The organism is Luteimonas sp. A534 (assembly GCF_054072805.1).
Genome location: NZ_JBSVRR010000002.1, coordinates 167,077 through 191,149 on the forward strand (window position 1 = coordinate 167,077; position 24,073 = coordinate 191,149).

The 24,073-nt window shown below is 68.3% G+C and carries 18 protein-coding genes and 1 tRNA gene; 2 read left to right on the forward strand and 17 right to left on the reverse strand.

Going from position 1 to position 24,073, the window contains the following annotated elements:
* Nucleotides 1-12: 12 nt before the first annotated feature.
* The gene (locus ACW5F0_RS05470) at nucleotides 13-10,143 is read right to left on the reverse strand and encodes a DUF7507 domain-containing protein (RefSeq protein WP_456999231.1); all 10,131 of its coding nucleotides are present in this window, start codon (nucleotides 10,141-10,143) and stop codon (nucleotides 13-15) included.
* Nucleotides 10,144-10,547: 404 nt separating this feature from the next.
* On the opposite strand from ACW5F0_RS05470, the gene ACW5F0_RS05475 reads away from it, so the two are divergent.
* Entirely contained in the window at nucleotides 10,548-10,700 is a 153-nt protein-coding gene (locus ACW5F0_RS05475; protein WP_456999232.1) for a hypothetical protein, read from the forward strand.
* On the opposite strand, the gene ACW5F0_RS05480 is transcribed toward ACW5F0_RS05475, so the two are convergent.
* A tRNA-Lys gene (locus ACW5F0_RS05480) sits at nucleotides 10,688-10,763 on the reverse strand. The genes ACW5F0_RS05475 and ACW5F0_RS05480 overlap by 13 nt on opposite strands.
* A 94-nt stretch (nucleotides 10,764-10,857) precedes the next feature.
* On the opposite strand from ACW5F0_RS05480, the gene ACW5F0_RS05485 reads away from it, so the two are divergent.
* The gene (locus tag ACW5F0_RS05485; protein WP_456999234.1) at nucleotides 10,858-11,379 is read left to right on the forward strand and encodes a group III truncated hemoglobin; all 522 of its coding nucleotides are present in this window, start codon (nucleotides 10,858-10,860) and stop codon (nucleotides 11,377-11,379) included.
* Here ACW5F0_RS05485 and queC read toward each other — a convergent pair.
* The 15 genes from queC to napF form a co-directional block, all read right to left on the reverse strand.
* Nucleotides 11,367-12,035, reverse strand: a complete 669-nt coding sequence (gene queC / locus ACW5F0_RS05490) for a 7-cyano-7-deazaguanine synthase QueC (RefSeq protein WP_456965104.1) — start codon at nucleotides 12,033-12,035, stop codon at nucleotides 11,367-11,369. The two genes, ACW5F0_RS05485 and queC, sit on opposite strands and share 13 nt — an antisense overlap.
* Nucleotides 12,036-12,072: 37 nt before the next feature.
* A complete protein-coding gene (gene queE / locus ACW5F0_RS05495; RefSeq protein WP_456965102.1) occupies nucleotides 12,073-12,759 on the reverse strand; it encodes a 7-carboxy-7-deazaguanine synthase QueE in 687 nt (228 codons plus the stop codon).
* Between the two features lie 51 nt (nucleotides 12,760-12,810).
* A complete protein-coding gene (gene ybgF / locus ACW5F0_RS05500; protein ID WP_456999236.1) occupies nucleotides 12,811-13,644 on the reverse strand; it encodes a tol-pal system protein YbgF in 834 nt (277 codons plus the stop codon).
* 91 nt (nucleotides 13,645-13,735) lie between these two features.
* Nucleotides 13,736-14,248, reverse strand: coding sequence for a peptidoglycan-associated lipoprotein Pal (pal, locus tag ACW5F0_RS05505; protein WP_456965100.1), 513 nt, complete (start codon nucleotides 14,246-14,248; stop codon nucleotides 13,736-13,738).
* 67 nt (nucleotides 14,249-14,315) lie between these two features.
* Complete coding sequence (gene tolB / locus ACW5F0_RS05510; RefSeq protein WP_456965099.1) at nucleotides 14,316-15,656, reverse strand: Tol-Pal system beta propeller repeat protein TolB; 1,341 nt, start codon at nucleotides 15,654-15,656, stop codon at nucleotides 14,316-14,318.
* A gap of 118 nt (nucleotides 15,657-15,774) precedes the next feature.
* A complete protein-coding gene (locus ACW5F0_RS05515; protein WP_456999237.1) occupies nucleotides 15,775-16,728 on the reverse strand; it encodes a TonB C-terminal domain-containing protein in 954 nt (317 codons plus the stop codon).
* Nucleotides 16,729-17,163 (reverse strand): protein TolR, encoded by a 435-nt coding sequence (gene tolR, locus ACW5F0_RS05520; protein ID WP_456999238.1) that lies wholly within the window; start codon nucleotides 17,161-17,163, stop codon nucleotides 16,729-16,731.
* A 3-nt stretch (nucleotides 17,164-17,166) separates the two neighbouring features.
* Nucleotides 17,167-17,970, reverse strand: a complete 804-nt coding sequence (gene tolQ, locus ACW5F0_RS05525) for a protein TolQ (RefSeq protein ID WP_456999239.1) — start codon at nucleotides 17,968-17,970, stop codon at nucleotides 17,167-17,169.
* Nucleotides 17,967-18,392: a tol-pal system-associated acyl-CoA thioesterase gene (ybgC, locus tag ACW5F0_RS05530; protein ID WP_456965095.1), complete on the reverse strand. Its 426-nt coding sequence runs from the start codon at nucleotides 18,390-18,392 to the stop codon at nucleotides 17,967-17,969. Before ybgC ends, tolQ begins: the two co-directional genes overlap by 4 nt.
* Before the next feature lie 40 nt (nucleotides 18,393-18,432).
* A complete protein-coding gene (gene ruvB, locus ACW5F0_RS05535) occupies nucleotides 18,433-19,455 on the reverse strand; it encodes a Holliday junction branch migration DNA helicase RuvB (protein WP_456965094.1) in 1,023 nt (340 codons plus the stop codon).
* A 136-nt stretch (nucleotides 19,456-19,591) separates the two neighbouring features.
* On the reverse strand, nucleotides 19,592-20,230 hold the full coding sequence (locus tag ACW5F0_RS05540) for a cytochrome c3 family protein (protein ID WP_456965092.1): 639 nt from the start codon (nucleotides 20,228-20,230) through the stop codon (nucleotides 19,592-19,594).
* Nucleotides 20,227-20,757 (reverse strand): nitrate reductase cytochrome c-type subunit, encoded by a 531-nt coding sequence (locus ACW5F0_RS05545; RefSeq protein ID WP_456965091.1) that lies wholly within the window; start codon nucleotides 20,755-20,757, stop codon nucleotides 20,227-20,229. The genes ACW5F0_RS05540 and ACW5F0_RS05545 overlap by 4 nt, the downstream gene beginning before the upstream one ends.
* 1 nt (nucleotide 20,758) lies before the next feature.
* Nucleotides 20,759-23,260 carry a periplasmic nitrate reductase subunit alpha gene (napA, locus tag ACW5F0_RS05550; RefSeq protein ID WP_456965090.1) on the reverse strand — a complete coding sequence of 834 codons (2,502 nt, stop codon included), beginning with the start codon at nucleotides 23,258-23,260 and terminating at the stop codon, nucleotides 20,759-20,761.
* On the reverse strand, nucleotides 23,257-23,559 hold the full coding sequence (locus tag ACW5F0_RS05555; protein ID WP_456965089.1) for a chaperone NapD: 303 nt from the start codon (nucleotides 23,557-23,559) through the stop codon (nucleotides 23,257-23,259). The genes napA and ACW5F0_RS05555 overlap by 4 nt, the downstream gene beginning before the upstream one ends.
* On the reverse strand, nucleotides 23,549-24,070 hold the full coding sequence (napF, locus tag ACW5F0_RS05560) for a ferredoxin-type protein NapF (protein WP_456965088.1): 522 nt from the start codon (nucleotides 24,068-24,070) through the stop codon (nucleotides 23,549-23,551). The genes ACW5F0_RS05555 and napF overlap by 11 nt, the downstream gene beginning before the upstream one ends.
* Nucleotides 24,071-24,073: the final 3 nt, after the last annotated feature.

Sequence of the window (24,073 nt, forward strand, 5' to 3'; positions counted from 1 at the left end):
TCCGGCTCGTGTTCATCGTGCATCCGTCCCGGTCGGGGCAGCCGGATCACCGCTGGATTCCACTCTCACCCGCTCGCGGACCTCGGGCCGCAGGCGCATGCGCAAGGCCTCGTAGACCGAGGTCGCCCGGCGCAGGCCAAGCGCCGCGTTGTAGGCATGCGGGCCGCGGACGTCGGTGTGGCCGACGACCACCACCACGCCGCCACCCATCGCCTCCAGCCGCGCGGCCACCGCGTCGAGCAGGCCGCTGAACTCCGGCCGGATCGCCGACTTGTCGGTGTCGAACAACACGGTCCCGAGCATCGCCCCGCTGGCGGTCGCACCCGCGACCAGGGGCGCATGCGGATCGTCCACGCGGGTGCGCAGCACGACCTCCAGCCCCTGCTGCGCGTCGGCCGACACCAGCGGCTGCAGCGCATCGCGCACCGCACCGGCGCGGGCGAAGGCCAGGACCTCGCTGTCGCCATCGGCGCTGATCACCACCTCGCCACCGCCATGGGCCTCGATCCGCTCGGCCACCTGCGCGATCATCGGCAGGTAGGCTTCGCGCACCTCGGCGCTGCCGGGGGCGAAGAGCACCTCGCCCAGCTCCAGCGAGACCTGCTCGCGACCGTCCGGCAGGACCCGCACCGGCAGCTTCACGCCGAAGTCGAAGCGCACCGGAATGCCCGGCGTGACGCGGCGCACCAGCGGATTGGCCGTGGTGAATCCGGTCCCCGCCGGCAGCGTCGCCGGGTCGACCTTCAGGATGAAGTTGCGGCCACGGCCCCAGTCACCGCCATGCACGTCGGCCAGGTGGTAACGACCGTACTGATCGGTTTCGATCAGCAGGCCTTCCACCGAGGCGATGCGCACGCCCGGGATACCGCGCTCGCCGATCCCCTGGTTGGAGATGACATAGGCCACTTCGTAGCCGCCTTCGACCGAGGACACGCGGCGCTCGACCGTCGGCGCCGCGGCGTTCAGGCCGCGGGCGGCTTCACCGCTGTGCTCGACGCTGGTCTGGCCGTCCGCGGCCATGCGCACGGTCACACCCTGGTCGCTGGTCAGCACGAAGCCATCGTTGAACTCCAGCGCGCTCAGGCGCTGGCGGATCACCGTCGTCGGCGCCGGATCTGCTTCCGACGCACGGGCCGCGATGGCCCCCACCTGGATGCCGTGCAGCAGCGGCGAGCTGGCGTCGGCCAGCGGTCGCGGGCCGTTGCCGCTGTCGATCGTGGTCGAGTTGGCCACGTAGGCACCCGGCGCGAAACCACCGCTGACCGCCACGCCGCCCAGGTCGGCGCGATCCTGCCAGCCGTCACCGTCGCGGTCGTCGAAGACCGTGCCGAAGACCAGGCTGTCGTCGAGCAGCGGATCGCCGTCAAGCACCACTTCCGCGGTCGCCACGTTGGAGATCGGGTTGCCGTTTTCGTCCACGGCCACCGCCTCGTTGGCGTGGACGCCAAGGCGCACGCCCGCACCCACCCGCAGCAGGTAGACGATGGTGGCGTCCCCACCCGCGGCGATGTCCAGGCCACCGATCCGCAGCGGATGATGGCCGGGCGCCAGGGTGAAGGCGCCATCGGCATCACGCACCGACATCGAACCTTCCACGTAGCTGAAGCCCGCCGGCGGCGTATCGACCAGCACACCGTCGACCAGGTCCACCAGGCCGATGTTCTCCACGGTCACCGTGTAGCGCACCAGGTCACCGATGTTGACCGTGCGGGCCGCGACACTCTTCACCACGCGCAGCTGCGTCGGATTGCCCACCACATCGATGGTCGCGATCGCGGTATCGCAGTTGGTCGGATTGGCCGCGTCGCAGATCGTGTACGGGTAGGTATAGGTCCCCGTAGGCGTATCCACGGCGATGGTGATGGAGCCGTCCGGATTCATGGACAGGCCCGGATGCGAGGGCTCACCTGGAGTCAGCACGACCTCCGGCACCGTCGCCGGGTCGGGACCCACGGTGTCGTTGCCAAGTACCGGGCGGGTGGTCTCGCCCGCGTCCACGGTGCCCATCGGATCGTCGATCGCCACGATGCGCGGCATCGGCGTCGGCGTTTCCTCGTCGATGTTGTTGTCCGGATTCGGGTCGGTCTCGTTGCCGTCCACGCTGGCCGTGTTGCGGTAGTCGCCCGTGGCGTTCACGGTCACGGTGACCGACAGGGTCGCGATGCCGCCATTGGCCAGGTCGCCGATGGTCCACAGCCCCGTGCCCGCGTCGTAGGCACCGTCACCGGCACTGGACACGAAGCTGTAGCCGCTGGGCAGCGCGTCGGTGGCGACCACGCCGGTGGCATCGGCCGGACCGGCATTGCGCACCGTGAGGGTGAAGACCACGTTGGTCCCGATGATGGGGGTCGCGTTGTCCACGACCTTCTCGATCGACAGGTCGGTTCCGCTCTCGATCTCCACCACGGCCTCGCCAGGCGGCGAGACGATCGGCGTACCGGGCTCGCCCGGACGACCAGGCGGCGTACCCGCTGCGGTCGCCGTGTTGTGCACGGAGCCGGCGTTCACGTCCGCCTGGGTCACGACGTAGGTCGCGGCCGCGGTCACGCTCTCGCCCACCAGCAGCACGCCCTCGGCGCCAGGCCAGGCATACGCCAGAGCGCTCAGGCCAGGCAGCTCGTCGGTCACCGACACGCTCGTCAGCGTCACGTCGCCGGTGTTGGCTACCAGGAACTGGTAGCTGATCACGTCGCCTTCGGTATACGGGCCGGCAGACGTCACCGACTTCAGCAGCGTCAGGCTCGGGTCCTGGGCGATTGGCGTATCGACCGGGCTCGGCGGTGTCGTCACCGGCGGCGGGGTCGGATTCGTCGGCGTCGACGGCGGCGTGCCATCGGCAGTCGCGATGTTGTGCACGTTGCCGGCGTTGACGTCGGCGGCGGTCACGACATAGGTCGCGCTCGCAGTCACGCTCTCACCCACCAGCAACACGCCATCGGCACCAGGCCAGGCATAGCTGATGGCGCTCAGGCCCACGAGTTCGTCGGTCACCGACACGTTGGTCAGCGTCACGTCACCGGTGTTCGTCACCAGGAACTGGTAGCTGATCGTGTCGCCTTCGGTGTACGGACCCGTCGAGGTGACGGATTTCACCAGTGTCAGGCTCGGATCCTGGGCAATCGGCGTATCGACCGGGCTCGGCGGCGTTGTCACCGGCGGAGGGGTCGGGTTCGACGGCGTCGACGGCGGCGTGCCTTCAGCAGTCGCGCTGTTGTGCACGTTGCCGGCGTTCACGTCGGCTGCGGTGACCGTATAGGTCGCGGTCGCGGTGACGCTCTCGCCCACCAGCAACACACCATCGGCACCAGGCCAGGCGTAGCTGATGGCGCTTAGGCCCGGCAGTGGATCCGTGATCGACACATTGGTCAGCGTCACGTCGCCTGTGTTTTCAACCAGGAACTGGTAGCTGATGACGTCGCCTTCGGTGTACGGACCGGCAGACGTCACCGACTTCACCAGCGACAGGCTCGGGTCCTGCGCAATTGGCGTATCGACCGGGCTGGGCGGTGTCGTCACCGGCGGCGGGGTCGGGTTCGTCGGCGTCGACGGCGGCGTGCCTTCAGCAGTCGCGCTGTTGTGCACCGTGCCGGCGTTCACGTCGGCGGCGGTGACCGTGTAGGTGGCCGCCGCGGTGACGCTCTGACCAACCAGCAACACACCATCGGCACCAGGCCAGGCGTAGCTGATGGCGCTTAGGCCCGGCAGTGGATCCGTGATCGACACATTGGTCAGCGTCACGTCACCGGTGTTCTCCACCAGGAACTGGTAGCTGATCACGTCGCCTTCGGTGTACGGACCGGCAGACGTCACCGACTTCACCAAGGACAAGCTCGGGTCCTGCGCGATCGGCGTATCGACCGGGCTCGGCGGTGTCGTCACCGGCGGCGGGGTCGGGTTCGTCGGCGTCGACGGCGGCGTGCCATCAGCAGTTGCACTGTTGTGTACGGTGCCGGCGTTGACGTCAGCCGCGGTGACCGTGTAGGTCGCGGTCGCGGTCACGCTCTCGCCCACCAGCAACACACCATCGGCACCTGGCCAGGCATACGCCAGGGCACTCAGGCCAGGCAGCGGGTCGGTGACCGACACGTTGCTCAGCGTCACGTCACCGGTGTTCTCAACCACGAACTGATAGCTGATGACGTCGCCTTCCGTGTACGGACCGGCGGACGTCACCGACTTCACCAGCGACAGGCTCGGATCCTGTGCGATCGGCGTATCGACCGGGCTCGGCGGTGTCGTCACCGGCGGCGGGGTCGGGTTCGTCGGCGTGGACGGCGGCGTGCCATCAGCAGTCGCGCTGTTGTGCACGGTGCCGGCGTTGACGTCGGCGGCGGTGACCGCGTAGGTCGCCGTCGCAGTCACGCTTTGACCCACCAGCAACACACCATCGGCACCAGGCCAGGCGTAAGCAATCGCGCTCAGGCCAGGCAGCGGGTCGGTGACCGACACGTTGGTCAGCGTCACGTCGCCGGTGTTCTCCACCACGAACTGGTAGCTGATGACGTCGCCTTCGGTGTACGGACCCGTCGAGGTCACGGACTTCACCAGCGACAGGCTCGGGTCCTGCGCGATCGGCGTATCGACCGGGCTCGGCGGTGTCGTCACCGGCGGCGGGGTCGGATTCGTCGGGGTCGACGGGGGGGTGCCATCAGCCGTCGCGCTGTTGTGCACGTTGCCGGCGTTCACGTCGGCGGCGGTCACGACGTAGGTCGCTGTCGCGGTGACGCTATCGCCCACCAGCAGGACGCCTTCGGCGCCCGGCCAGGCATAGCTGATCGCGCTCAGGCCCACCAACGCGTCGGTCACGGACACGTTGGTCAGCGTCACGTCACCGGTGTTCACCACCAGGAACTGGTAGCTGATCGTGTCGCCTTCGGTGTACGGGCCCGTCGAGGTGACGGACTTCGTCAACTCCAGGCTCGGATCCTGCGTGATCGGGGTGTCCTCTTCATCCGGAGGACTGTCGATCGGCGGCGGGTTCGGGTTCGACGGCATCGACGGCGGCGTGCCGCCCGCGATCGCGCTGTTGTGCACGTTGCCGGCATTTACATCCGCAGCCGTGACCGTGTAAGTCGCCGTCGCAGTCACGCTCTGACCAGCGTCCAGCACACCATCGGCACCCGGCCAGGCATAGCTGATCGCGCTCAGGCCCGGCAGCGGATCGGTGACCGACACGCCGGTCAGCGTCACGTCACCCGTATTCGTCACCACGAACTGGTAGGTGATCGTGTCGCCTTCGGTGTACGGACCCGTTGAAGTCACCGACTTGGAGAATTCGAGGCCCGGCTCCTGGGCAATCGGGGTGTCCTCTTCGTCCGGAGGGCTGTCGACGGGCGGCGGGTTCGGATTCGACGGCGTCGCCGGCGGCGTGCCGCCCGCGATCGCGCTGTTGTGCACGTTGCCGGCGTTCACATCGGCCGCGGTCACGACGTAGGTCGCCGTCGCCGTCACGCTCTGACCAGCGTCCAACACACCGGCGGCACCCGGCCACGCGTACGTGATCGCGCTCAGACCCGGCAGCGGGTCGGTGACCGACACGTTGGTCAGCGTCACGTCGCCGGTGTTCGTCACGACGAACTGGTAACCGATCGTGTCGCCTTCCATGTACGGACCCGTCGAGGTGACGGACTTCGTCAGCTCCAGGCTCGGATCCTGGGTGATCGGGGTGTCTTCCTCGTCCGGCGGGCTGTCGACCGGCGGCGGGCTCGGGTTCGACGGCGTCGCCGGCGGCGTGCCGCCCGCGATCGCGCTGTTATGCACGTTGCCTGCGTTCACGTCCGCGGCAGTCACGACATAAGTCGCGGTCGCGGTCACGCTCTGACCAACGTCCAACACACCGGCGGCACCTGGCCACGCATAAGTGATCGCACTCAGACCCGGCAACGGGTCGGTGACCGACACGTTGGCCAGCGTCACGTCACCGGTGTTCGTCACGACGAACTGATAGGTGATCGTGTCGCCTTCGGTGTACGGGCCCGTCGAAGTCACCGACTTCGCGACTTCCAGGCTCGGATCCTGCGTGATCGGGGTGTCTTCCTCGTCCGGCGGGCTGTCGACCGGCGGCGGGTTCGGGTTCGACGGCGTCGACGGCGGCGTACCGCCTGCGATCGCGCTGTTGTGCACGTTGCCGGCATTCACGTCGGCCGCGGTCACGACATAGGTCGCGGTCGCGGTCACGCTCTGACCAGCGTCCAACACACCGGCGGCACCTGGCCACGCGTAAGTGATCGCGCTCAGACCCGGCAACGGGTCGGTGACCGACACATTGGCCAGCGTCACGTCACCGGAGTTCGTCACGACGAACTGATAGGTGATCGTGTCGCCTTCGGTGTACGGACCCGTCGAAGTCACCGACTTCGCGACTTCCAGGCTCGGATCCTGCGTGATCGGGGTGTCTTCCTCATCCGGCGGGCTGTCGACCGGCGGCGGGTTCGGGTTCGACGGCGTCGACGGCGGCGTACCACCCGCGATCGCGCTGTTATGCACGTTGCCGGCGTTCACGTCGGCCGCGGTGACCGTGTAGGTCGCGGTCGCGGTGACGGTCTCGCCCACCAACAGGACGCCTTCGACGCCAGGCCAGGCATAGCTGATCGCACTCAGGCCCGGCAGCGGGTCGGTGACCGAGACGTTGCTCAGCGTCACGTCGCCGGTGTTCGTCACGACGAACTGATAGCTGATCGTGTCGCCTTCGCTGTACGGACCGGCAGACGTCACCGACTTCACCAGCGACAGGCTCGGATCCTGCGCGATCGGCGTATCGACCGGGCTCGGCGGCGTCGTCACCGGCGGCGGGGTCGGGTTCGACGGCGTCGACGGCGGCGTGCCATCGGCAGTCGCGCTGTTGTGCACGTTGCCGGCGTTGACGTCGGCCGCGGTCACGACATAGGTCGCGGTCGCGGTCACGCTCTGGCCAGCGTCCAGCACACCATCGGCGCCCGGCCACGCGTAAGTGATCGCGCCCAGGCCCGGCAGCGGGTCGGTGACCGATACATCGGTCAGCGTCACGTCACCGGTGTTCGTCACGACGAACTGGTAGCTGATCGTGTCGCCTTCGGTGTATGGACCGGCGGATGCCGCCGACTTCACCAGCGACAGGCCCGGCTCCTGCGTAATCGGGGTGTCCTCTTCGTCCGGCGGGCTGTCGACCGGCGGCGGGTTGGGGTTACTCGGCGTCGACGGCGGCGTGCCGCCCGCGATCGCGCTGTTATGCACGTTGCCTGCGTTCACGTCCGCGGCAGTCACGACATAGGTCGCGGTCGCGGTCACGCTCTGACCAACGTCCAACACACCAGCGGCACCTGGCCACGCGTAAGTGATCGCACTCAGACCCGGCAACGGGTCGGTGACCGACACATTGGCCAGCGTCACGTCACCGGTGTTCACCACGGTGAACTGGTAGGTGATCGTGTCGCCTTCGGTGTACGGACCCGTCGAAGTCACCGACTTCGTGACTTCCAGGCTCGGATCCTGCGTGATCGGGGTGTCTTCCTCGTCCGGCGGGCTGTCGACCGGCGGCGGGTTCGGGTTCGACGGCGTCGACGGCGGCGTACCGCCTGCGATCGCGCTGTTGTGCACGTTGCCGGCATTCACGTCGGCCGCGGTCACGACATAGGTCGCGGTCGCAGTCACGCTCTGACCAGCGTCCAACACACCATCGGCACCTGGCCACGCGTAAGCGATCGCGCTCAGACCCGGCAGCGGGTCGGTGATCGACACGCCGGTCAGCGTCACGTTGCCGGTGTTCGTCACCACGAACTGATAGGTGATGACGTCGCCTTCCGTATATGGACCCGCCGAGGTCACCGACTTCGCCACTTCCAGGCCGGCATCCTGCGCCAGCGGCGTGGTTTCGGTGTCGTCGTCCGTCACCGGATCCGGCGCCGGGCCGCCCGGAGGCGTCGGCGGCTGGCCGCTCGCGGTCGCGGTGTTCTCCACCTGGCCGGCGTCCACGTCGCCCGGCTGCACGGTGTACACGTTGTCCGTGCAGGTCAGGGTCTGCGTCGCACCCGGCGCCAGGGTCGCGATCACCGGGCAGTCCAGCGCGGGCAGCAGCGGGTCGCTCACCGACACGTTGGTCAGCGCCACGTTGCCCGTGTTCTCCACCGAGAACACATAGGTGATCGTGCTCTCGTCGGCCGAGAGCGTGCCGGTCTTCGTCAGCTCGAGCGAAGGCCGGTGCACGGGATGTTCGGTCGTACAGTCAACGCAGACCGGATCGGGGCCACCACCACCTTCGGCCGTCACGCTGTTGCCGACGGTGTTGCCGGCATCCGCATCGACAGTCGCGACATAGGTGACGCTGTGCGAACCGACCGCCGCACCCGCAGGCAGGGTGAACACATGGATCGGCGCGTTGGTGCCGTTGTGGCTGAAGCCGCCCGGGCTGCTCACGCTGTCGAAGGTCAGGCCGGCGCCCAGCGCGTCGCTCAGCACCACGGCGCTGGTGGTCGGCGCGTTGGCAACCGTGACGGTCAAGGTGTAGGACACCTGGGCACCCTGCAGGACCGGGACGCCGCTGGCCGGGTCCGCGCTCTTTGCGACCGTCACCGACGGCGCGATTGGCAGGATCTCGCTGCAGCTGTTGCCCGCGGCCGCGCAGTCCACGCCGTCGACGGCTACCTGGTTCACGATCTCGGTGACGCCGGCCGCCAGCGGGTCATCCACCCTGACGACGAAGTCCAGCATCATCGAACTGCCGGGATTGATGGTCAGCTCTGCGGTATTGCTGCAGCTGTTGAGGTAGCAGGTGAAGTCATTGCCTGCCGCGACAACCTCGGTGTTGGCCGGGATGCCTTCGACCACCGCGCCCACTGGCACGATCGCCGTCTCGGTGTTGCTGATGTTGGAGACTTCGATCTGGTACGTGACGACGTCGCCAGGGGAGACCGCGACACCGGAGGCCGCGGGCTGGCCATTGACCTGCGAAACGGTCTTGCCGACCGTCAGATCGAACTGGGCCGGGCGGTTGGTGATCTCGCAGTCGATGTTTTCGCCGGGCTGACCCGAGTCGATGACGATCTGCGGCGGATTGGCGGGGTTGTAGGCCTGGTCGATCAGGATGGGACCACCCACGACCTGACACGTCACCCAGCGACTGTACTGGCCGAGCACCGAGCTCGAGCCGGGTGCCATCACCTCTTCGAGTATCAGCCGGTTGCCCGGCATCGCCATGGCACTGATCCAGGGCGACGTGGTCGCGGCGCCGGTCGTGGTGCCGGTGGCGACCTCGGTACCGACCGCGTTGCTGATCCGGTAGGCGAACTGGTCCTGCGGCGCAATCCGGCCTTCCGGCAGCATCTTGCGCAGGCGCACGCTGCCCCAGCGCACGCCAATCGCGAAGCCCTGTCCTGCATTCGAGTGGATCTGCGCCATCACCGTGAACGGTGCAGGCGAGTTCGGATCGCGATTCGCGGCCAGCACGACCGTGTTGGCATTGCCGTTACTTGTGCCGGTGAATCGCTCGCAGTCGACATACGACGTCAAGCAGGCGGAGCTGGCCGGTGGCGTCGTGCGCGTCACATTGTTGTTCGCGCTGTCGCCGAGCCATTCCATCAACACCCATGGCTGGCCGCCAGACACAACGCCGAAATCCATGTGTTCGTTGGTGTTCAGACGCTCGGCGTCGGCCATGATGATCTGGAACGGCAGGTCCCTGATCTCACGCCCGTCGGGCGCAAACAGGCGCACGTCCTCCAGGGTGAGCACGACGCCATTGCCGCGCCCGTTCTCCGGCGTGTTCAAAGCCGCCGCGTTCGGCGTCAGGATCGTGTAATAGCCGGACGTGCCGCTGAAGTGCGAGCCGGTCCAGGCCGGTGCCTGCAGGACCCGCAGCCCGGGGTTGGCGTGCGTACCACCCGTTATCCGTGCGGTATACGTGATTCGCGAGCCATCCGGCAGGGCAACGTCGTAATCCCTGTTGGTTCCCGGCGTGCCTCCCGCGAGGTCCTGATTGACACTGCCGAACTGGAACCAGCAGATCTCCGCGACGTGCTCACCCAGCGAATTGGGGTTGGCCAGCCGGCAATCGGACTGGGTGGCCTGCGCGTGGGCGGCCCCAGGCAGCAGCAAGGCCAGCAGCATGCCCACGAACACCATGGCCCACACGTGCGCCAGCGCGACACTCTTTGAACGATCCAGATTCACCCGTACACCCCTGCATTCATTTGCCGGCACGTTGGCCGCACTCATCCCTGGGGGCGGTGCCGGGCTGGTCGACATCGACCGGCAAGCCCGCGCAGACCACCCCGCCCGCTCCAGTTCCAAGAGCCCCAGGTACGTAAAATCCCCATTTGGCATGCATGAAGCGTGCCAAGCGTCACATATTTTGCGGCAGCCACTCACAATCACGAACCGCTGGAGGACCTTGGCATCAAGGTGCGCAAGCCAGCCGAGTCGCATTCATATTAACATTTCCGGTCCGGGATTGACGCAGTGCGTCATTCGTCGACCTCGAGTAGATTGACCATCACTCCGGACCAGCACGCCCTGCTGCTTCGCGGGGGGCCGGCAACGGCCTCTCGGCGCACACCTGCGAACAGCCCATCCCGGTGATGCGGCTGTTCGTGGCAATGGTGGGCGGGCGCAGGCTGTGGGCGATGTACGCCATGGCGGTGGTGGCGCTGATCCTCGGCTTCGCCGAGCGCGCAAAGATGGCGGAAAACGTCGAGGCCTTGCCCGCGGCCGGGACTGGTGGGCCGTGATGGATTCGAACCATCGACCAGCGGATTAAAAGTCCGATGCTCTACCGACTGAGCTAACGGCCCCACGAGACCGCGAATTATGTCACGGCGGACCCACGGCCGCAGCGCGTGACCCGGATCAAGGCTGCATGCAGCGACACCGGCCGATACTGGGCGCATGGCCCCTTCCGACTCCCAGCCCCCGGTGACCGCCGACCTGGCACACCTGCCCGATGAAGCCGGCATCAGCCTGCTGGTCCACGCCTTCTACGCCCGCGCCCGCACCGACTGGCTGCTGGGCCCGGTCTTCGAAGCGGCCGTCGAGGACTGGAACGATCACCTCGACACGCTGGTGCGCTTCTGGTGCTCGGTGCTGCTGCGCGCCGGGAGCTATCGCGGCAATCCGATGGCGGCGCACCGGCCGCTGGGCGTGGACGACCAGCACTTCGCGCGCTGGCTCGCGCTCTGGGACGCGACCGCGCGCGAGGTGCTGCCCCGGGCCCAGGCCCGCCACGTGTTCGAGACCGCAACGCGCATCGGCCGTTCGCTCCGCATCGGCCTGGAGATCGATCCGCTGCGCCGCCTGCGCCGAGCCACGGACGAGCCGGCCTGCCTCCACCGCCGCGACGGCACCACCAGCCGCTCCGCTCCGGCACCCGTGCCCGGGGAGGGTGGCGGCCGCGATCCTCAGTCGACGTAGCGCGTGGGATCGGCCACGCCGGCGGCCGAGAATCCTTCGGCGCGCAGCGCGCAGGCATCGCAATGCCGGCAGGCACGGCCTTCGGCATCGGCGCTGTAACACGACACCGTCTGCGCGAAGTCCACGCCCAGGCGCAGGCCCTCGCGGACAATGTCCGCCTTCGACATGTGCTGCAGCGGCGCGTGCACGCGGATGCCCGCACCGTCCACGCCGGCTTTGGTCGCGAGGTTGGCCAGTCGCTCGAAAGCGTCGATGAACTCCGGACGACAGTCCGGATAGCCGGAATAGTCCACCGCGTTGACGCCGCAGAAGATGTCCGCCGCGCCCAGCACCTCGGCCCAACCCAGCGCGATCGACAGCATGATGGTGTTGCGCGCCGGCACGTAGGTCACCGGCACGCCGGCACTGCCGGGCTCGGGCACGTCGATGTCCGCGGTCAGGGCCGATCCGCCGATTGCACGCAGGTCCACGCCCACCACCTTGTGCGCGGCCGCGCCCCCCTCCGCCGCGAGCACCGCCGCCGCGTCGAGTTCGGACGTGTGCCGCTGGCCGTAGGCCACGCTCAGCGCATGCACGGAGAACCCCTGCTCGCGCGCGATGGCCAGGACGACGGCGGAATCCATGCCGCCGGAGACGAGGACGACTGCGTTCTTCAAAGCGTTTGGCTCCTGCGTGTATTGCGTCAACGGGCACTCAGCGACCCGGTTCATCGTTCCAGAGAATCTTGTGCAGCTGCATCTGGAAGCGCACCGGCAGCCGGTCGGCCACGATCCAGTCGGCCAGCTCGCGCGCATCGATCTCGGACTTGCTGGGCGAAAACAGCACGTCGCAGCGCTCCGCGATCGTATGTTCGGTTACCACGCCGCGCGCCCACTCGTAGTCCACCCGGCTGCAGATCACGAACTTCACCTGGTCGTGTGGCGTCAGCAGCGCGATGTTGCTCCAGAGGTTCCGCGCGTCCTCCCCGGAACCCGGTGTCTTGATGTCCAGTACGCGCGAGACGCGGGGGTCGACCTCGCCGATGTCCAGCGCGCCCGACGTCTCCAGCGATACCGCGTAGCCGGCGTCGCACAGCCGGCGCAGCAGGCCGATGCAGCGCTTCTGCGCCAGCGGCTCGCCGCCGGTCACGCAGACATGGCGTACGCCGTGGCCGGCCACCTGCTCGAGGACGGCATCGACGTCATGCCACTCACCGCCGTGGAAGGCATAGGCCGTGTCGCAATAGCGGCAGCGCAGCGGGCATCCGGTCAGGCGGACGAAGACCGTCGGCCAGCCGGCGTCGCGCGCCTCACCCTGGAGCGACAGGAAAATCTCGGTGATGCGAAGCCGGTCCGGGGCCGCGGCAGGCGCCGCGCCGGACCCGACGGTGGGGGTATCCATGGCGTTTATTGTAACGCGCGTCCCGTGCCGGCCCGCTGCGCGGGCGCCGGTTCAGCGCAGGCTGTTGAGCTGGATCGAGCGCAGGCGGTCGTCGGCGGTACGGGCGGCGTCGGTGCCCGGGTACTGCTCGGTGACGCGGGCCAGCGTGGCCTCGGCGGCGACCAGGTCGCGCTGCCCGTACTGCGACAGGCCGACCTTCAGCAGCGCGCCCGGCGCCTTGTCGTGGGTGGGCCAGCGCTGGAGGATGGCCTGGAACTGCGCCTGCGCGGCGGCGTAATCCTGGGTAACGTAGTAGCTCTCGCCCAGCCAGTACGTGGCGTTGGGCGCGTAGGAACCCGTGGGGTACAGGCGCAGGAACTCGCTGAAGAGGCCGGCCGCTTCCGCGTACTGGCCGGCGCGAAGCGCGGCAAAGGCGGCTTCGTAGGCGCCGCGCTCGTCGGCGGTGTTGGCCAGCAGGCCCGCATCGCCGAAGACGATCGGGGCGCTTTCGGCAGGCGCGGGACGCGTCGGTGCCGGGGCTGCACCTGCGGGCGCAGCCGCGGGGGCCGCGCCGGCCGCCTGGGCGCCGGGATCCACCGCGCCGCCGCTTTCCAGCCTGTTCAGGCGGTCATCGGCGTCGAGGTACTGGTTGCGGATGGTGGTTTCCAGCGTGCTGTTCTGCTGCTGGAGCTCCTCGACCTGGCCACGCAGGGCGCGAAGCTCTTCGCGCAGCGCGGTGATCTGGTTGAGGAGGTCGATGTTGCCCTGGTTGTTCGAGGCCTGCGCCTCGAGCGCGGCCACGCGCTCTCCCAGGCTGGCGCGCTGGGCAGCGGCCGGCGGGGCCACCAGGGCGGCCGACATGGCGGTAGCGAAGACGAGACTGGTCAGGAAATGGCTGCGGGTCATGGCGTGGGCATCGGTTTTCGGACACTGGAAAGACAATCGGCAGCTGGCGGGGTTCCCCGCCAGCTGCCGACGTGCTGCTTACATCGCCGGATCAGCGGGCGGTGTAGGTGATCTCGACGCGACGGTTCTGCGCCCAGCAATCCTCGCTCGAGGCGGTGCAGGTCGGGCGCTCTTCGCCGTAGCTGGTCACCGTCTGCTGGCCGGCCGAACCACCGTTGGCCTGCAGCGCGGACGACACGCCGTTGCCGCGACGCTCGCCGAGGCCCAGGTTGTAGTCGCGGCTGCCGCGCTCGTCGGCGTGGCCTTCGAGGGTGATGCGGGCCGAGGGGCGGTCACGCAGGTACTTGGCGTGGCAGGCCATCGCGGCCTGGAACTCCGGACGCACCGACTCCTGGTCGAAGTCGAAGTAGATCGTGCGCTGGCGCAGGCACGCGTCGCTGTCCAGGTCCTCGGGGCCGTAGGCGCCCGGGGTCGTGGCTGGCTGCGTGGTGGTGGGGGTGGTCGGGGTGGTGTCGACCGGTGCCTCTTCCTTGACCTTCTTGGAGCAGGCAAGGGCGGCGGTGCAGAGCAGAGCCGTGAGCAGTACGCGAACAGGGGTATTCATCTCGTCGATCCTTATGCAGGGTTTGGCACAGTGAATTCACATTGCTGTATCGGCCGTGCACGCGGCGTCATCGTTCGCGATAGGGCCCCCAGGCCGGCTCGCGGACGTTGCCGTCGGCAAGGACCAGCCGCTGGCGGACGCGCCCGTCGGCGGAAACGGCATACAGGACTCCCCTGGTGCCCTCCCTGCCCGCGTACAGGACCATGCTGGCGTTCGGGGCGAAGCTCGGCGACTCGTCGAGCGACCCCGGCGACAACGTGGACCAGCGCGGTGTCCCGAGGCTGCGGTCCAGCAATGCAATACGGTATACGTTTCCTGAACCTTGTGCCACGGCGATCTTCGTGTCGTCGAACGACACCGTCGGACTGGCGTTGTACGTCCCCTGGAACGTCACCCGCGTGGCGCTGCCGCCGGTGGCCGGCACCTGGTAGACCTGGGGCCGCCCGCCGCGATCGGAGGTGAAGTAGATGCTGCGGCCATCGGCGCTCCACACCGGCTCGGTATCGATGCCGATCTGGCTGGTCAGCTGGGTCAGGGCCTTGCTGCCGAGGTCCATCACGTAGATCTCGGGGCTGCCGCTGCGCGACAGGGTCAGCGCCAGCTTGCTGCCATCAGGCGAGTACGCCGGCGAACTGTTGATGCCGCGGAAGCTGGCCACGCGCTCGCGGGCGCCGGTGCCGAGGTCCTGGATGTAGATCGCGGAATTGCTGTTGTGCTCGAAGGAGACGTAGGCCAGCTTGCGGCCGTCCGGGCTCCAGTCGGGCGACATCAGCGGCTCGGTCGAACGCACCACCACTTGCGGGTTGTGGCCGTCGGCGTCGGCGACCATCAGCGCGTAGTTGATGTTCTCGCCGGTGCCGGTCGAGGTGACATAGGCGATGCGGGTCCAGAACGCGCCGCGCACGCCCAGGATCTTTTCGTAGATCGCGTCGGCGATCTGGTGGCCGACGTCGCGCATGGCGTTGGCGCGACCGGTCATGGCGACGCCGAGCATGCGCTCCTGCTTGGCAACGTCGAACAGCTCGTACTCCACGCGGTAGGCACCGCCCCCGGCGTCGACCACGCGGCCGACCACGAGGAATTCCTGCTTGAGCATCCGCCAGGTGGCGTAGTTGACCTCGCCGCCGCGGGTGGGCCGCTCGACCATGTCCTGCTCGGGCAGGCCACGGAACTGGCCGGAACGCGCGAGGTCCTCGCGCACCACGCGGGCCACGTCGGTCTCCGGGGCCACGCCGCTGCCCTGGTAGGGCATGGGCACCACCGCGATCGGCAGTGCCTGGGCATTGCCACCGACGATGTCGATCTCGAGGCCGCCCTGCTGCGCGCTGGCGGCAAACGGAAGAAGCAGTGCAAGGCAGGCGATGAGCCACGCGCGCGTGGTCGCCAACCGGCGTTGGATTCGGGTCATACCGGGCTCCGGGGGTGGACTCTGCAAGGGTGACAGGATGGCCGTGAAGGTGCTCACAAGGATGAATGGTTTCCCAAACCGCGACCGGTCGCCCGACGCGGCCCCCGGAGGGCGGGCGTCAACGGTCCTCGGCCCTGAAATTCAGGTTCAAGGTGCGGTTGAACACGCTTTCGAAGCCGGCATAGGGCAGCGGCTCGGCCTTGCGCACCGCCGCTTCCACCGACCGGCGGCCAAGATCGTCGTACGGGCATGAGGCCGAGAACTCGACCTTCACCACCGTGCCCCCGCGCACCTGGGTGATCGTCATCCGGCACTGCTGCCCCAGCGGCACGTTGTCGGGACGGGTCCAGTTGCGCAGGATCGCTTCCTGGATCGCGGACGCGTAGCGGGTGGACAGGCCGTCATCCGTGCCGGCGTTGCCCGGCGGCGGAGGCGCGCCGGTGGCCTGGTCGGAAGCCTCCTCTGCCCTGCTCTGCGCGATCCTTTCGAGGCGGCGCTCGGCTTCCTCCGCCTCGCGCCGCGCCTGCTCCTGCGCCCGGCGCAGGTCGGCGAGTTTCTGTTCGGTCTGGCGACGCTTCTGCTCGGCCTCCTCCTGCCGCTTGCGCTCGGTGAGGTCGATCTGCTCCTGGCGGCGGCGCTCTTCCTGCTCCCGCTCGGCGGTTTCGCGCGCGATGGCGTCGCGACGCGCTTCGTCCTGCTCGACCACGTCGGGCTCGGACACCTGCACCTGGGGCGTCGGCTGCGGCTCGATCGGCGCGTCTTCCGGCAATGGCACCGGGATCGGCTGCGGCTCGGGCGCCGCCTCTTCCACCACTTCGGGCTGGGGGTCGGGTTCGGGAGCAGGTTCAGGCGTGGGCGGCAACGGCTCGGGACGCTCGCTCAGGCTGCGCCGCATCGACGCCGACAGGCTGCTGGCGTCCACGAGCTCGGCGCTGATCGGCGAACCGGCGGCCGAGGGCGGAGTCGCGCTCCGCGTCCACCACATGCCCACGAACATCAGCGCGATCAGCGCGATGTGGAGCAGCAGGGCCAGCACCACGGCTTGCGCGGTATCGGCGCGGCTGTCGCGCATCTAGCGGCCCGCCTCGACCGGCCTGCTGATCAGGCTGACGCGCGTGATGCCGGCTTCGTTGACCGCATCCAGCGCGCGCATGATCTGCTGGTAGCTGGCGGCGCCATCGCCGTTGATGAGCACGGCCGCGCCCGGGTTCTGGTTGTTGATCGCGCGCAGGCGGACCAGCAGGTCGTTCCGCGTCACCGACTGGTTGTCCCCCTCCATCATCAGCGCCAGGGCGCCATCGGCATACACGCTGATCACCAGCGGATCCTCGGGGGCCTCCAGCGAACGCGCGTTGGAGTCCGGGAGGTTGATGTCGGTACCGAGGTTCATCAGCGGCGCGGTCACCATGAAGATGATCAGCAGCACGAGCATCACGTCGATGTAGGGCACGACGTTGATCTCGTTCTTCAGCTGGCGGCGCTTGCCGCGACGGGTACGCACGGCCATGGATCAGTCCTCGCCGGCCGAGGACTGGCGCTCCAGGATCGAGGAGAACTCCTCGGAGAAGGCGTCATAGCGGCCGGCCACGCGCTCGACCTTGGTCGCGAAGCGGTTGTAGGCCCACACCGCCGGGATCGCCGCGAACAGGCCCATGGCGGTCGCGATCAGCGCTTCGGAAATACCGGGAGCGACGCTGGCGATGGTGGCCTGCTTGACGTTCGCCAGGCCCTGGAAGGCGATCATGATTCCCCACACGGTGCCCAGCAGGCCCACGTAGGGCGCGATCGAGCCGACGTTGGCGAGGAATTCGAGGTTGTGCTCCAGACCGTCAAGTTCGCGCGAGCTGGCGACGCGCATGCCGCGCTGTGCGCCCTCGAGCTGGGCCCGGCCATCGCCGCCGCGACGCTGGCGGCCGCGGCTGTATTCGCGGAAGCCGGCCTCGAAGATCGACTCCAGGCCTTCGACGTCGCGGTTGCGCTCGCTCGCGGCGACGTAGAGCTTGCCGAGGTCGGCGCCGGACCAGAAACGCTCCTCGAAGCGGTCGGCTTCCTTCTCGGCACGGTCGAGCATGCGCTTCTTGCGGAAGATGATCACCCACGAGGCGATCGAGGCGAACAACAGCAACAGCATCACCAACTGCACCGGCAGCGATGCGTGCAGGACCAGGTGCAGGAGGTCGAGTTCGCCGCCGGTCACCGGCGCCGCGGCGGCCTGGTTCGCGGCATCGGCGGCCAGGGCGACGGCGTCCGCCGGCGCGTCCTCGGGCAAGGGTTCCACGCTGCTCACCTGCATCAGGATGGCCGTTGCACTCATCGATGTTGCTCCACGTTCGATTCCAGGGATTTGAGTTGTCCGTACAGCACGTCGGGCAGCGCGCGCGGCCGGAAGCTGCGGGTATCCAGCGCCGCCACCCGGACCCGCGCCGAGGCCAGCACGTCGCCGCCATGCAGGACCTCCTGCACGAACTCCAGGCTGACCCGACGCACGCGCGCCAGCGCCACGGTGACCTCGAGCGCGTCGTCCAGGCGTGCAGGCCGGCGGAAGTCGAGCTGCATGTCGCGAACCGCGAACACCAGGTCGAGCCCGTCGATCAGGGCCTGCTGCCCGTAGCCGAGGCTGCGCATCCATTCGCTGCGCGCGCGTTCGAGAAAAGCCACGTACCGGGCGTGGTAGACCACGCCACCGGCGTCGGTATCTTCCCAGTAGACGCGGGTCGGAAGGCTGAACAAAGGCATTACGAGGTGCTCAAGGCGGCTGGATGCAGGGTGGTTGTGTTCAGAACAGGGCGTCCGCGGCGGATCCGCGCGGCTGCAGCCCCAAGTGGCGCCAGGCCTTGTTGGTGGCCATGCGCCCGCGCGCGGTGCGCACCAGGAAACCCTGCTGGATCAGGTAGGGCTCGATCACGTCCTCGAGCGTGCCGCGCTCCTCGCTCAGCGCCGCGGCCAGCGACTCCACGCCCACCGGGCCGCCGTCGAAGTTCTCGATGATCAGGTTGAGCAGGCGCCGGTCGAGGTCGTCGAAGCCTTCCGGATCGACCTTCAGCATCTGCATCGCCGCGGCGGCCACGTCGCTGTCGATGCGGCCCTCCGCGCGCACCTGGGCGTAGTCGCGTACCCGGCGCAGCAGGCGGTTTGCGATGCGCGGGGTGCCGCGGGCGCGGCGCGCGATCTCGTCGGCGCCCTCGGGTACGCAGTCGATGCCGAGGATCTGCGCCGAGCGCCGCACGATCCGGGTCAATTCTTCGGCGCTGTAGAACTCCAGCCGCTGGACGATGCCGAAGCGGTCGCGTAGCGGCGCGGTCAGCAGGCCCGCGCGGGTGGTGGCTCCGATCAGCGTGAACGGCGGCAGGTCGAGCTTGATCGAGCGTGCGGCCGGGCCCTCGCCGATCATGATGTCGATCTGGAAGTCCTCCATCGCCGGGTACAGCACCTCTTCCACGACCGGCGAAAGACGGTGGATCTCGTCGATGAAGAGCACGTCGTGCGGCTGCAGGTTGGTGAGCAGCGCCGCCAGGTCGCCGGCCTTCTCGATCACCGGGCCCGAGGTCGTGCGCAGGTTGACGCCGAGCTCGTTGGCGATGACGTGGGAGAGCGTGGTCTTGCCCAGGCCCGGGGGGCCGAAGATGAGCACGTGGTCCATCGCCTCGCCGCGGCGCTTGGCCGCCTCGATGTAGATCGACAGCTGCTCGCGCACCGGCTGCTGGCCCAGGTAATCGTCCAGCCGCTGGGGCCGGATCGAGGCCTCGATGGCGGCGTCTTCGCGGGTGGCGCCGGGGCCGATGATGCGGTCTTCAGTCATGCGCCCATGTTCGCATGCCGCCACCTGTGGGAGCGGCTAGAGCCGCGATCGCCTTCGCCGCCGCTCCCATCGCGGCTATAGCCGCTCCCACGGGTTGTCACTTCGCGGCTATAGCCGCTCCCACAGGTGGTCGCGGTCAGTGGGGGGATGGCAGGGACTGGGCGGCCTGCACGCCCTGCGGCACGCCTGTCATGTCGGGCAGCTTGTGCGCGATGCCCTTGTGGCAGTCGATGCAGGTCGCTTCGCCCGTGGCCAGGTAGTTGCGATGGATGAAGGCCGCGCGGCTGGCCTGGCGGGTCAGGTCCATCGAGTCGTAGTCGTGGCAGTTGCGGCACTCCAGCGAGTCGTTGGCCTTCAGTCGCGCCCATTCGTGCTGGGCCAGCTCCAGGCGCTTGTCGAGGAACTTCTCGCGGGTGTCGATGGTGCGGAAGATCTTGCCCCAGACCTCCTTCGAGGCCTGCATCTTGCGGCCCATCTTGTCGGTCCAGTCGTGCGGCACGTGGCAGTCCGGGCAGGTCGCGCGCACGCCGGAGCGGTTGGTGTAGTGGATGGTGCTCTTCAGCTCCTCGAAGACGTTGTTGTCCATCTCGTGGCAGCTGACGCAGAAGACCTCGGTATTGGTCGCTTCCAGCGCGGTATTGAAACCACCCCAGAACACGATCCCGGCAATGAAGCCGCCGAGCGTCAGGAAGCCCAGGCTCAGGTGCTTTGCCGGTCGGCTGAACTGTCCCCAGAAGCCCGCCACCATGTCGCGCGCGCACCGGACCAGCCTCATTGCGCGCGCTCCGAGCGCAGCACTTCATCGATGTCCATGAAGCCGTTGGCGACCAGCGGCTGCGCGTCGGTCTGCACCACGTGGCACTGCACGCAGAAGTAGCGCCGCGGCGAGACCTCGGCCAGGAACTGGTCGTCGCGGTCCATGTAGTGGGTGACGCTGACCGGCGGCGCCTGGAACTGCGCTGCCGTGCCGCGGGCATGGCAGAGCATGCAGCGGTTGGAGTTGAGGTCGACCTGGTAGCCATCGATCGAATGCGGGATGGTCGGCGGCTGCATCGGGTAGGCGCGCCCGCGGGTGCGGTCGAAGTTCTCCACCCGTGCCATCGGCAGCGGCGTGATCTCGACGTCGACCGGCACGTGGCGGCGCATCCCGTCGAGCTCCTGCGCGGGATTGCCGCGGGCGCTGATCGGCGGTGCCGGCGGCTTGATCTCGGGCCCGGCATCGCGGTCGCCGCAAGCGGCAAGCGGCAGCGCCAACACCAGGCCGGCAATGAGGCACAGGACAGGCTTCAGCAGATGGCGCATGTCAGGCTCCCACCGCGACGACCTTGGCCGCGCATTTCTTGAAGTCGGTCTGCTTGGAGATCGGGTCGGTCGCGTCCAGCGTGACCTTGTTGATCAACTGGGCGGCATCGAACCAGGGCACGAAGATCAGGCCGCGAGGCATGCGGTTGCGGCCGCGGGTCTCGACCCGGGTGCGCATCGCACCGCGGCGCGAGGCCACTTCCACCTCATCGCCGCGCTTGAGCCCGCGAGCGCGCGCGTCGTCGGGATGCATGAACACGACGGCCGAGGGTACCGCCTTGTACAGCTCCGGAACGCGCATGGTCATCGAACCCGAATGCCAGTGCTCGAGCACGCGGCCGGTGACCAGCCACATGTCGTATTCGTCGTCGGGCGACTCCGCCGGCGGTTCGTAGGGCAGCGCCCAGATCACCGCCTTGCCGTCGGGGTTGCCGTAGAACTCGAAGCCGGTGCCGGGCTTCACGTAGGGATCGGCGCCCTCGCGGTAACGCCAGCGGGTTTCCTTGCCGTCCACGACGGGCCAGCGCAGGCCGCGTTCCTGGTGGTAGCGATCGAAGGGCGCCAGGTCATGGGCGTGGCCGCGGCCGAACTCGGCGTACTCCTCGAACAGGCCCTTCTGCACATAGAAGCCGAAGGCCTCGGCCTCGTCGTTGGCATAGCCTTCCTCGATCTCGTCCACGCCGAACGCGTCGACCTTGCCGTTGCGGTACAGCACGTCGTACAGCGACTTGCCGCGGAACTCCGGGTTGGCGGCCAGGATGTCCTCCGGCCAGCACTCGTCGGTGGTGAAGCGCTTGGAGAACTCCATCAGCTGCCACAGGTCGGACCGCGCCTCGCCGGGCGCATCCACCAGCTGGTGCCAGAAATGCGTGCGGCGTTCGGCGTTGCCGTAGGCACCCTCCTTCTCCACCCACATCGCCGTGGGCAGGACCAGGTCCGCCGCCTGGCAGGTGACCGTCGGATAGGCGTCGGACACGACGATGAAGTTGTCGGGATTGCGGTAGCCCGGCCAGCCTTCTTCCAGGATGTTGGCGCCGGCCTGCATGTTGTTGTTGACCTGCACCCAGTAGGCGTTGAGCAGGCCGTCCTTCAGCGCGCGGTTCTGTTCGACCGCGTGGTAGCCGATCTTTTCCTTGATGATCCCGCGCGGGATCTTCCAGATGTCCTCGGCCATCGCGCGGTGTTCGGGATTGGTCACCACCATGTCCGCCGGCAGCCGGTGGCTGAAGGTGCCGACCTCGCGCGCGGTGCCGCAGGCCGAGGGCTGTCCGGTCAGCGAAAACGGGCTGTTGCCGGGCGTCGCGATCTTCCCCGTCAGCAGGTGGATGTTGTAGACCATGTTGTTGGCCCACGTGCCGCGCGTGTGCTGGTTGAAGCCCATGGTCCAGAACGACATCACCTTGACCTTCGGGTCGGCGTACAGCTCGGCCAGCTTCTCCAGCCAGCCGCGCTCGACGCCGCTCATCTCCACGGCCTTGTCCAGCGTGTACGGCGCGACGAATCGCGCGAATTCGTCGAAGTCGATCACCGTGCCGCCATTGGCGTCGTCGGCGTTCTTCGCCGCCATCTGCAGCGGATGCTCCGGGCGCAGGCCGTAGCCGATGTCGTCGTTGCCGCGCTTGAAGGTGGTGTGCTTGTCGACGAAATCCTTGTTGACCTTGCCCGACTGGATGATGTGGTTGGCGATGTAGTTCAGGAGCACCAGGTCGGTCTGGGGCTTGAACACCATCGGGATGTCGGCGAGGTCGAAGCTGCGGTGCTCGTAGGTCGACAGCACCGCCACCTTGACGTGCGGGTTCGACAGCCGGCGGTCGGTCACCCGGGTCCACAGGATCGGGTGCATCTCGGCCATGTTCGAGCCCCAGAGCACGAAGGCGTCGGCGGCCTCGATGTCGTCGTAGCAGCCCATCGGCTCGTCCATGCCGAAGGTGCGCATGAAGCCCGTGACCGCGGACGCCATGCAGTGCCGCGCGTTGGGATCGATGTGGTTGCTGCGGAAACCGGCCTTCATCAGCTTGTTGGCCGCATACCCTTCCCACACCGTCCACTGGCCGGAGCCGAACATGCCGATGCCCTCGCCGCCCTTGGCCTTGAGCACGGCGCGGAACTTCTCCTCCATCACGTCGAAGGCCTCGTCCCAGCTGACCGGGGTGAAGTCGCCTTCCTTGTCGTAGACGCCGTTGGTCTTGCGCAGCAGCGGCGTGGTCAGGCGGTCGGCGCCGTACATCACCTTCGACAGGAAGTAGCCCTTGACGCAGTTGAGGCCGCGGTTGACCTCGGCCTTGACGTCGCCGTGGGTTGCGACCACGCGGCCGTTGCGCACGGCGACGTTGATGCCGCAGCCGGTGCCGCAGTACCGACAGGGCGCCTTGCTCCATTTGAGACCCTTGTCGCCCTCGGCCAGCGTCTCGACGGCGGCTCCGCCGGGCACCGGCAGTCCGGCGGCGACGGCGGCGCTGGCGATGGCGCTGGTGCGGATGAACTCGCGGCGTGTGGTGCTCATCCGGCGGACTCCTGTGGATCGGATGCAAGGGCATCGCCGGGCGGCGACGACCGCTCGACGTGGTGGTAGACAAGGTTCACGGTGACCACGCCGGGCAGGGCCTGCAGCAGGTCGATGTTGGCCATCAGGCCGGCGGTGCCGTCGCTTTCCTGCACCAGCACGCTGCGCGTGTCGTCCTGCAGGGCGAGTTCAAGGCCGTCGGCGCTGGCGACGGCCTCGGCGAGCGCGGGAAGCGCTTCGGGATGGTGGCGTACGACCAGGCTGGCCAGGTGCCATTCGGGGGCTGCATCAGGTTTCAACGGACATCTCCACGGCAAGCGGCGCCAGGCTGATTGCGGTCGTGGGACAGCCCTGCACGCAGGCGCCGCAGCCGGTGCAACGGTCCGTATCCACCTGCGGTACCGGGACCGCGCGCGTGTGCGGGAAGCTGATCGCCGACTCGCCGCAGGCGTCGCGGCAGCTGGAACAGACGATGCCGCGCGCGGCGAGGCAGGCGTCGCCGACGCGGGCCCGAAGCAGCCAGGGCACATCGGTCACCGAGCCGAACGCCGATTCGCGGCAGGCAGATGCGCAGTCGCCGCAAAAGGTGCATTCGCCACGGGCCGGGTCGAACTCGGGCAGCCCGCCCTCGCCGGCCACCAGCACCGACTCCGCGCACGCGGCCACGCAGGCATTGCAGCCGGTACAGGCGTCGACGAACAGGGACTCGGCAAGCGCCCACGGCGGACGCAGCAACGGGCGCGCGCGCAGGCGGCCGTGCAGCAGGGCCCTGCGGCCGCGGTCGGGGCAGCGGTTCTCGATGGGGGCCAAGAC

Excerpts from the sequence above, each read along its gene's own strand:
- ACW5F0_RS05485 (WP_456999234.1), top strand. The coding sequence starts at position 10,858 with ATGGCCCCTTCCGACTCCCAGCCCCCGGTGACCGCCGACCTGGCACAC.
- queE (WP_456965102.1), bottom strand. The coding sequence starts at position 12,759 with ATGGATACCCCCACCGTCGGGTCCGGCGCGGCGCCTGCCGCGGCCCCG.
- ybgF (WP_456999236.1), bottom strand. The coding sequence starts at position 13,644 with ATGACCCGCAGCCATTTCCTGACCAGTCTCGTCTTCGCTACCGCCATG.
- pal (WP_456965100.1), bottom strand. The coding sequence starts at position 14,248 with ATGAATACCCCTGTTCGCGTACTGCTCACGGCTCTGCTCTGCACCGCC.
- tolB (WP_456965099.1), bottom strand. The coding sequence starts at position 15,656 with ATGACCCGAATCCAACGCCGGTTGGCGACCACGCGCGCGTGGCTCATC.
- ACW5F0_RS05515 (WP_456999237.1), bottom strand. The coding sequence starts at position 16,728 with ATGCGCGACAGCCGCGCCGATACCGCGCAAGCCGTGGTGCTGGCCCTG.
- tolR (WP_456999238.1), bottom strand. The coding sequence starts at position 17,163 with ATGGCCGTGCGTACCCGTCGCGGCAAGCGCCGCCAGCTGAAGAACGAG.
- tolQ (WP_456999239.1), bottom strand. The coding sequence starts at position 17,970 with ATGAGTGCAACGGCCATCCTGATGCAGGTGAGCAGCGTGGAACCCTTG.
- ybgC (WP_456965095.1), bottom strand. The coding sequence starts at position 18,392 with ATGCCTTTGTTCAGCCTTCCGACCCGCGTCTACTGGGAAGATACCGAC.
- ruvB (WP_456965094.1), bottom strand. The coding sequence starts at position 19,455 with ATGACTGAAGACCGCATCATCGGCCCCGGCGCCACCCGCGAAGACGCC.
- ACW5F0_RS05540 (WP_456965092.1), bottom strand. The coding sequence starts at position 20,230 with ATGAGGCTGGTCCGGTGCGCGCGCGACATGGTGGCGGGCTTCTGGGGA.
- ACW5F0_RS05545 (WP_456965091.1), bottom strand. The coding sequence starts at position 20,757 with ATGCGCCATCTGCTGAAGCCTGTCCTGTGCCTCATTGCCGGCCTGGTG.
- napA (WP_456965090.1), bottom strand. The coding sequence starts at position 23,260 with ATGAGCACCACACGCCGCGAGTTCATCCGCACCAGCGCCATCGCCAGC.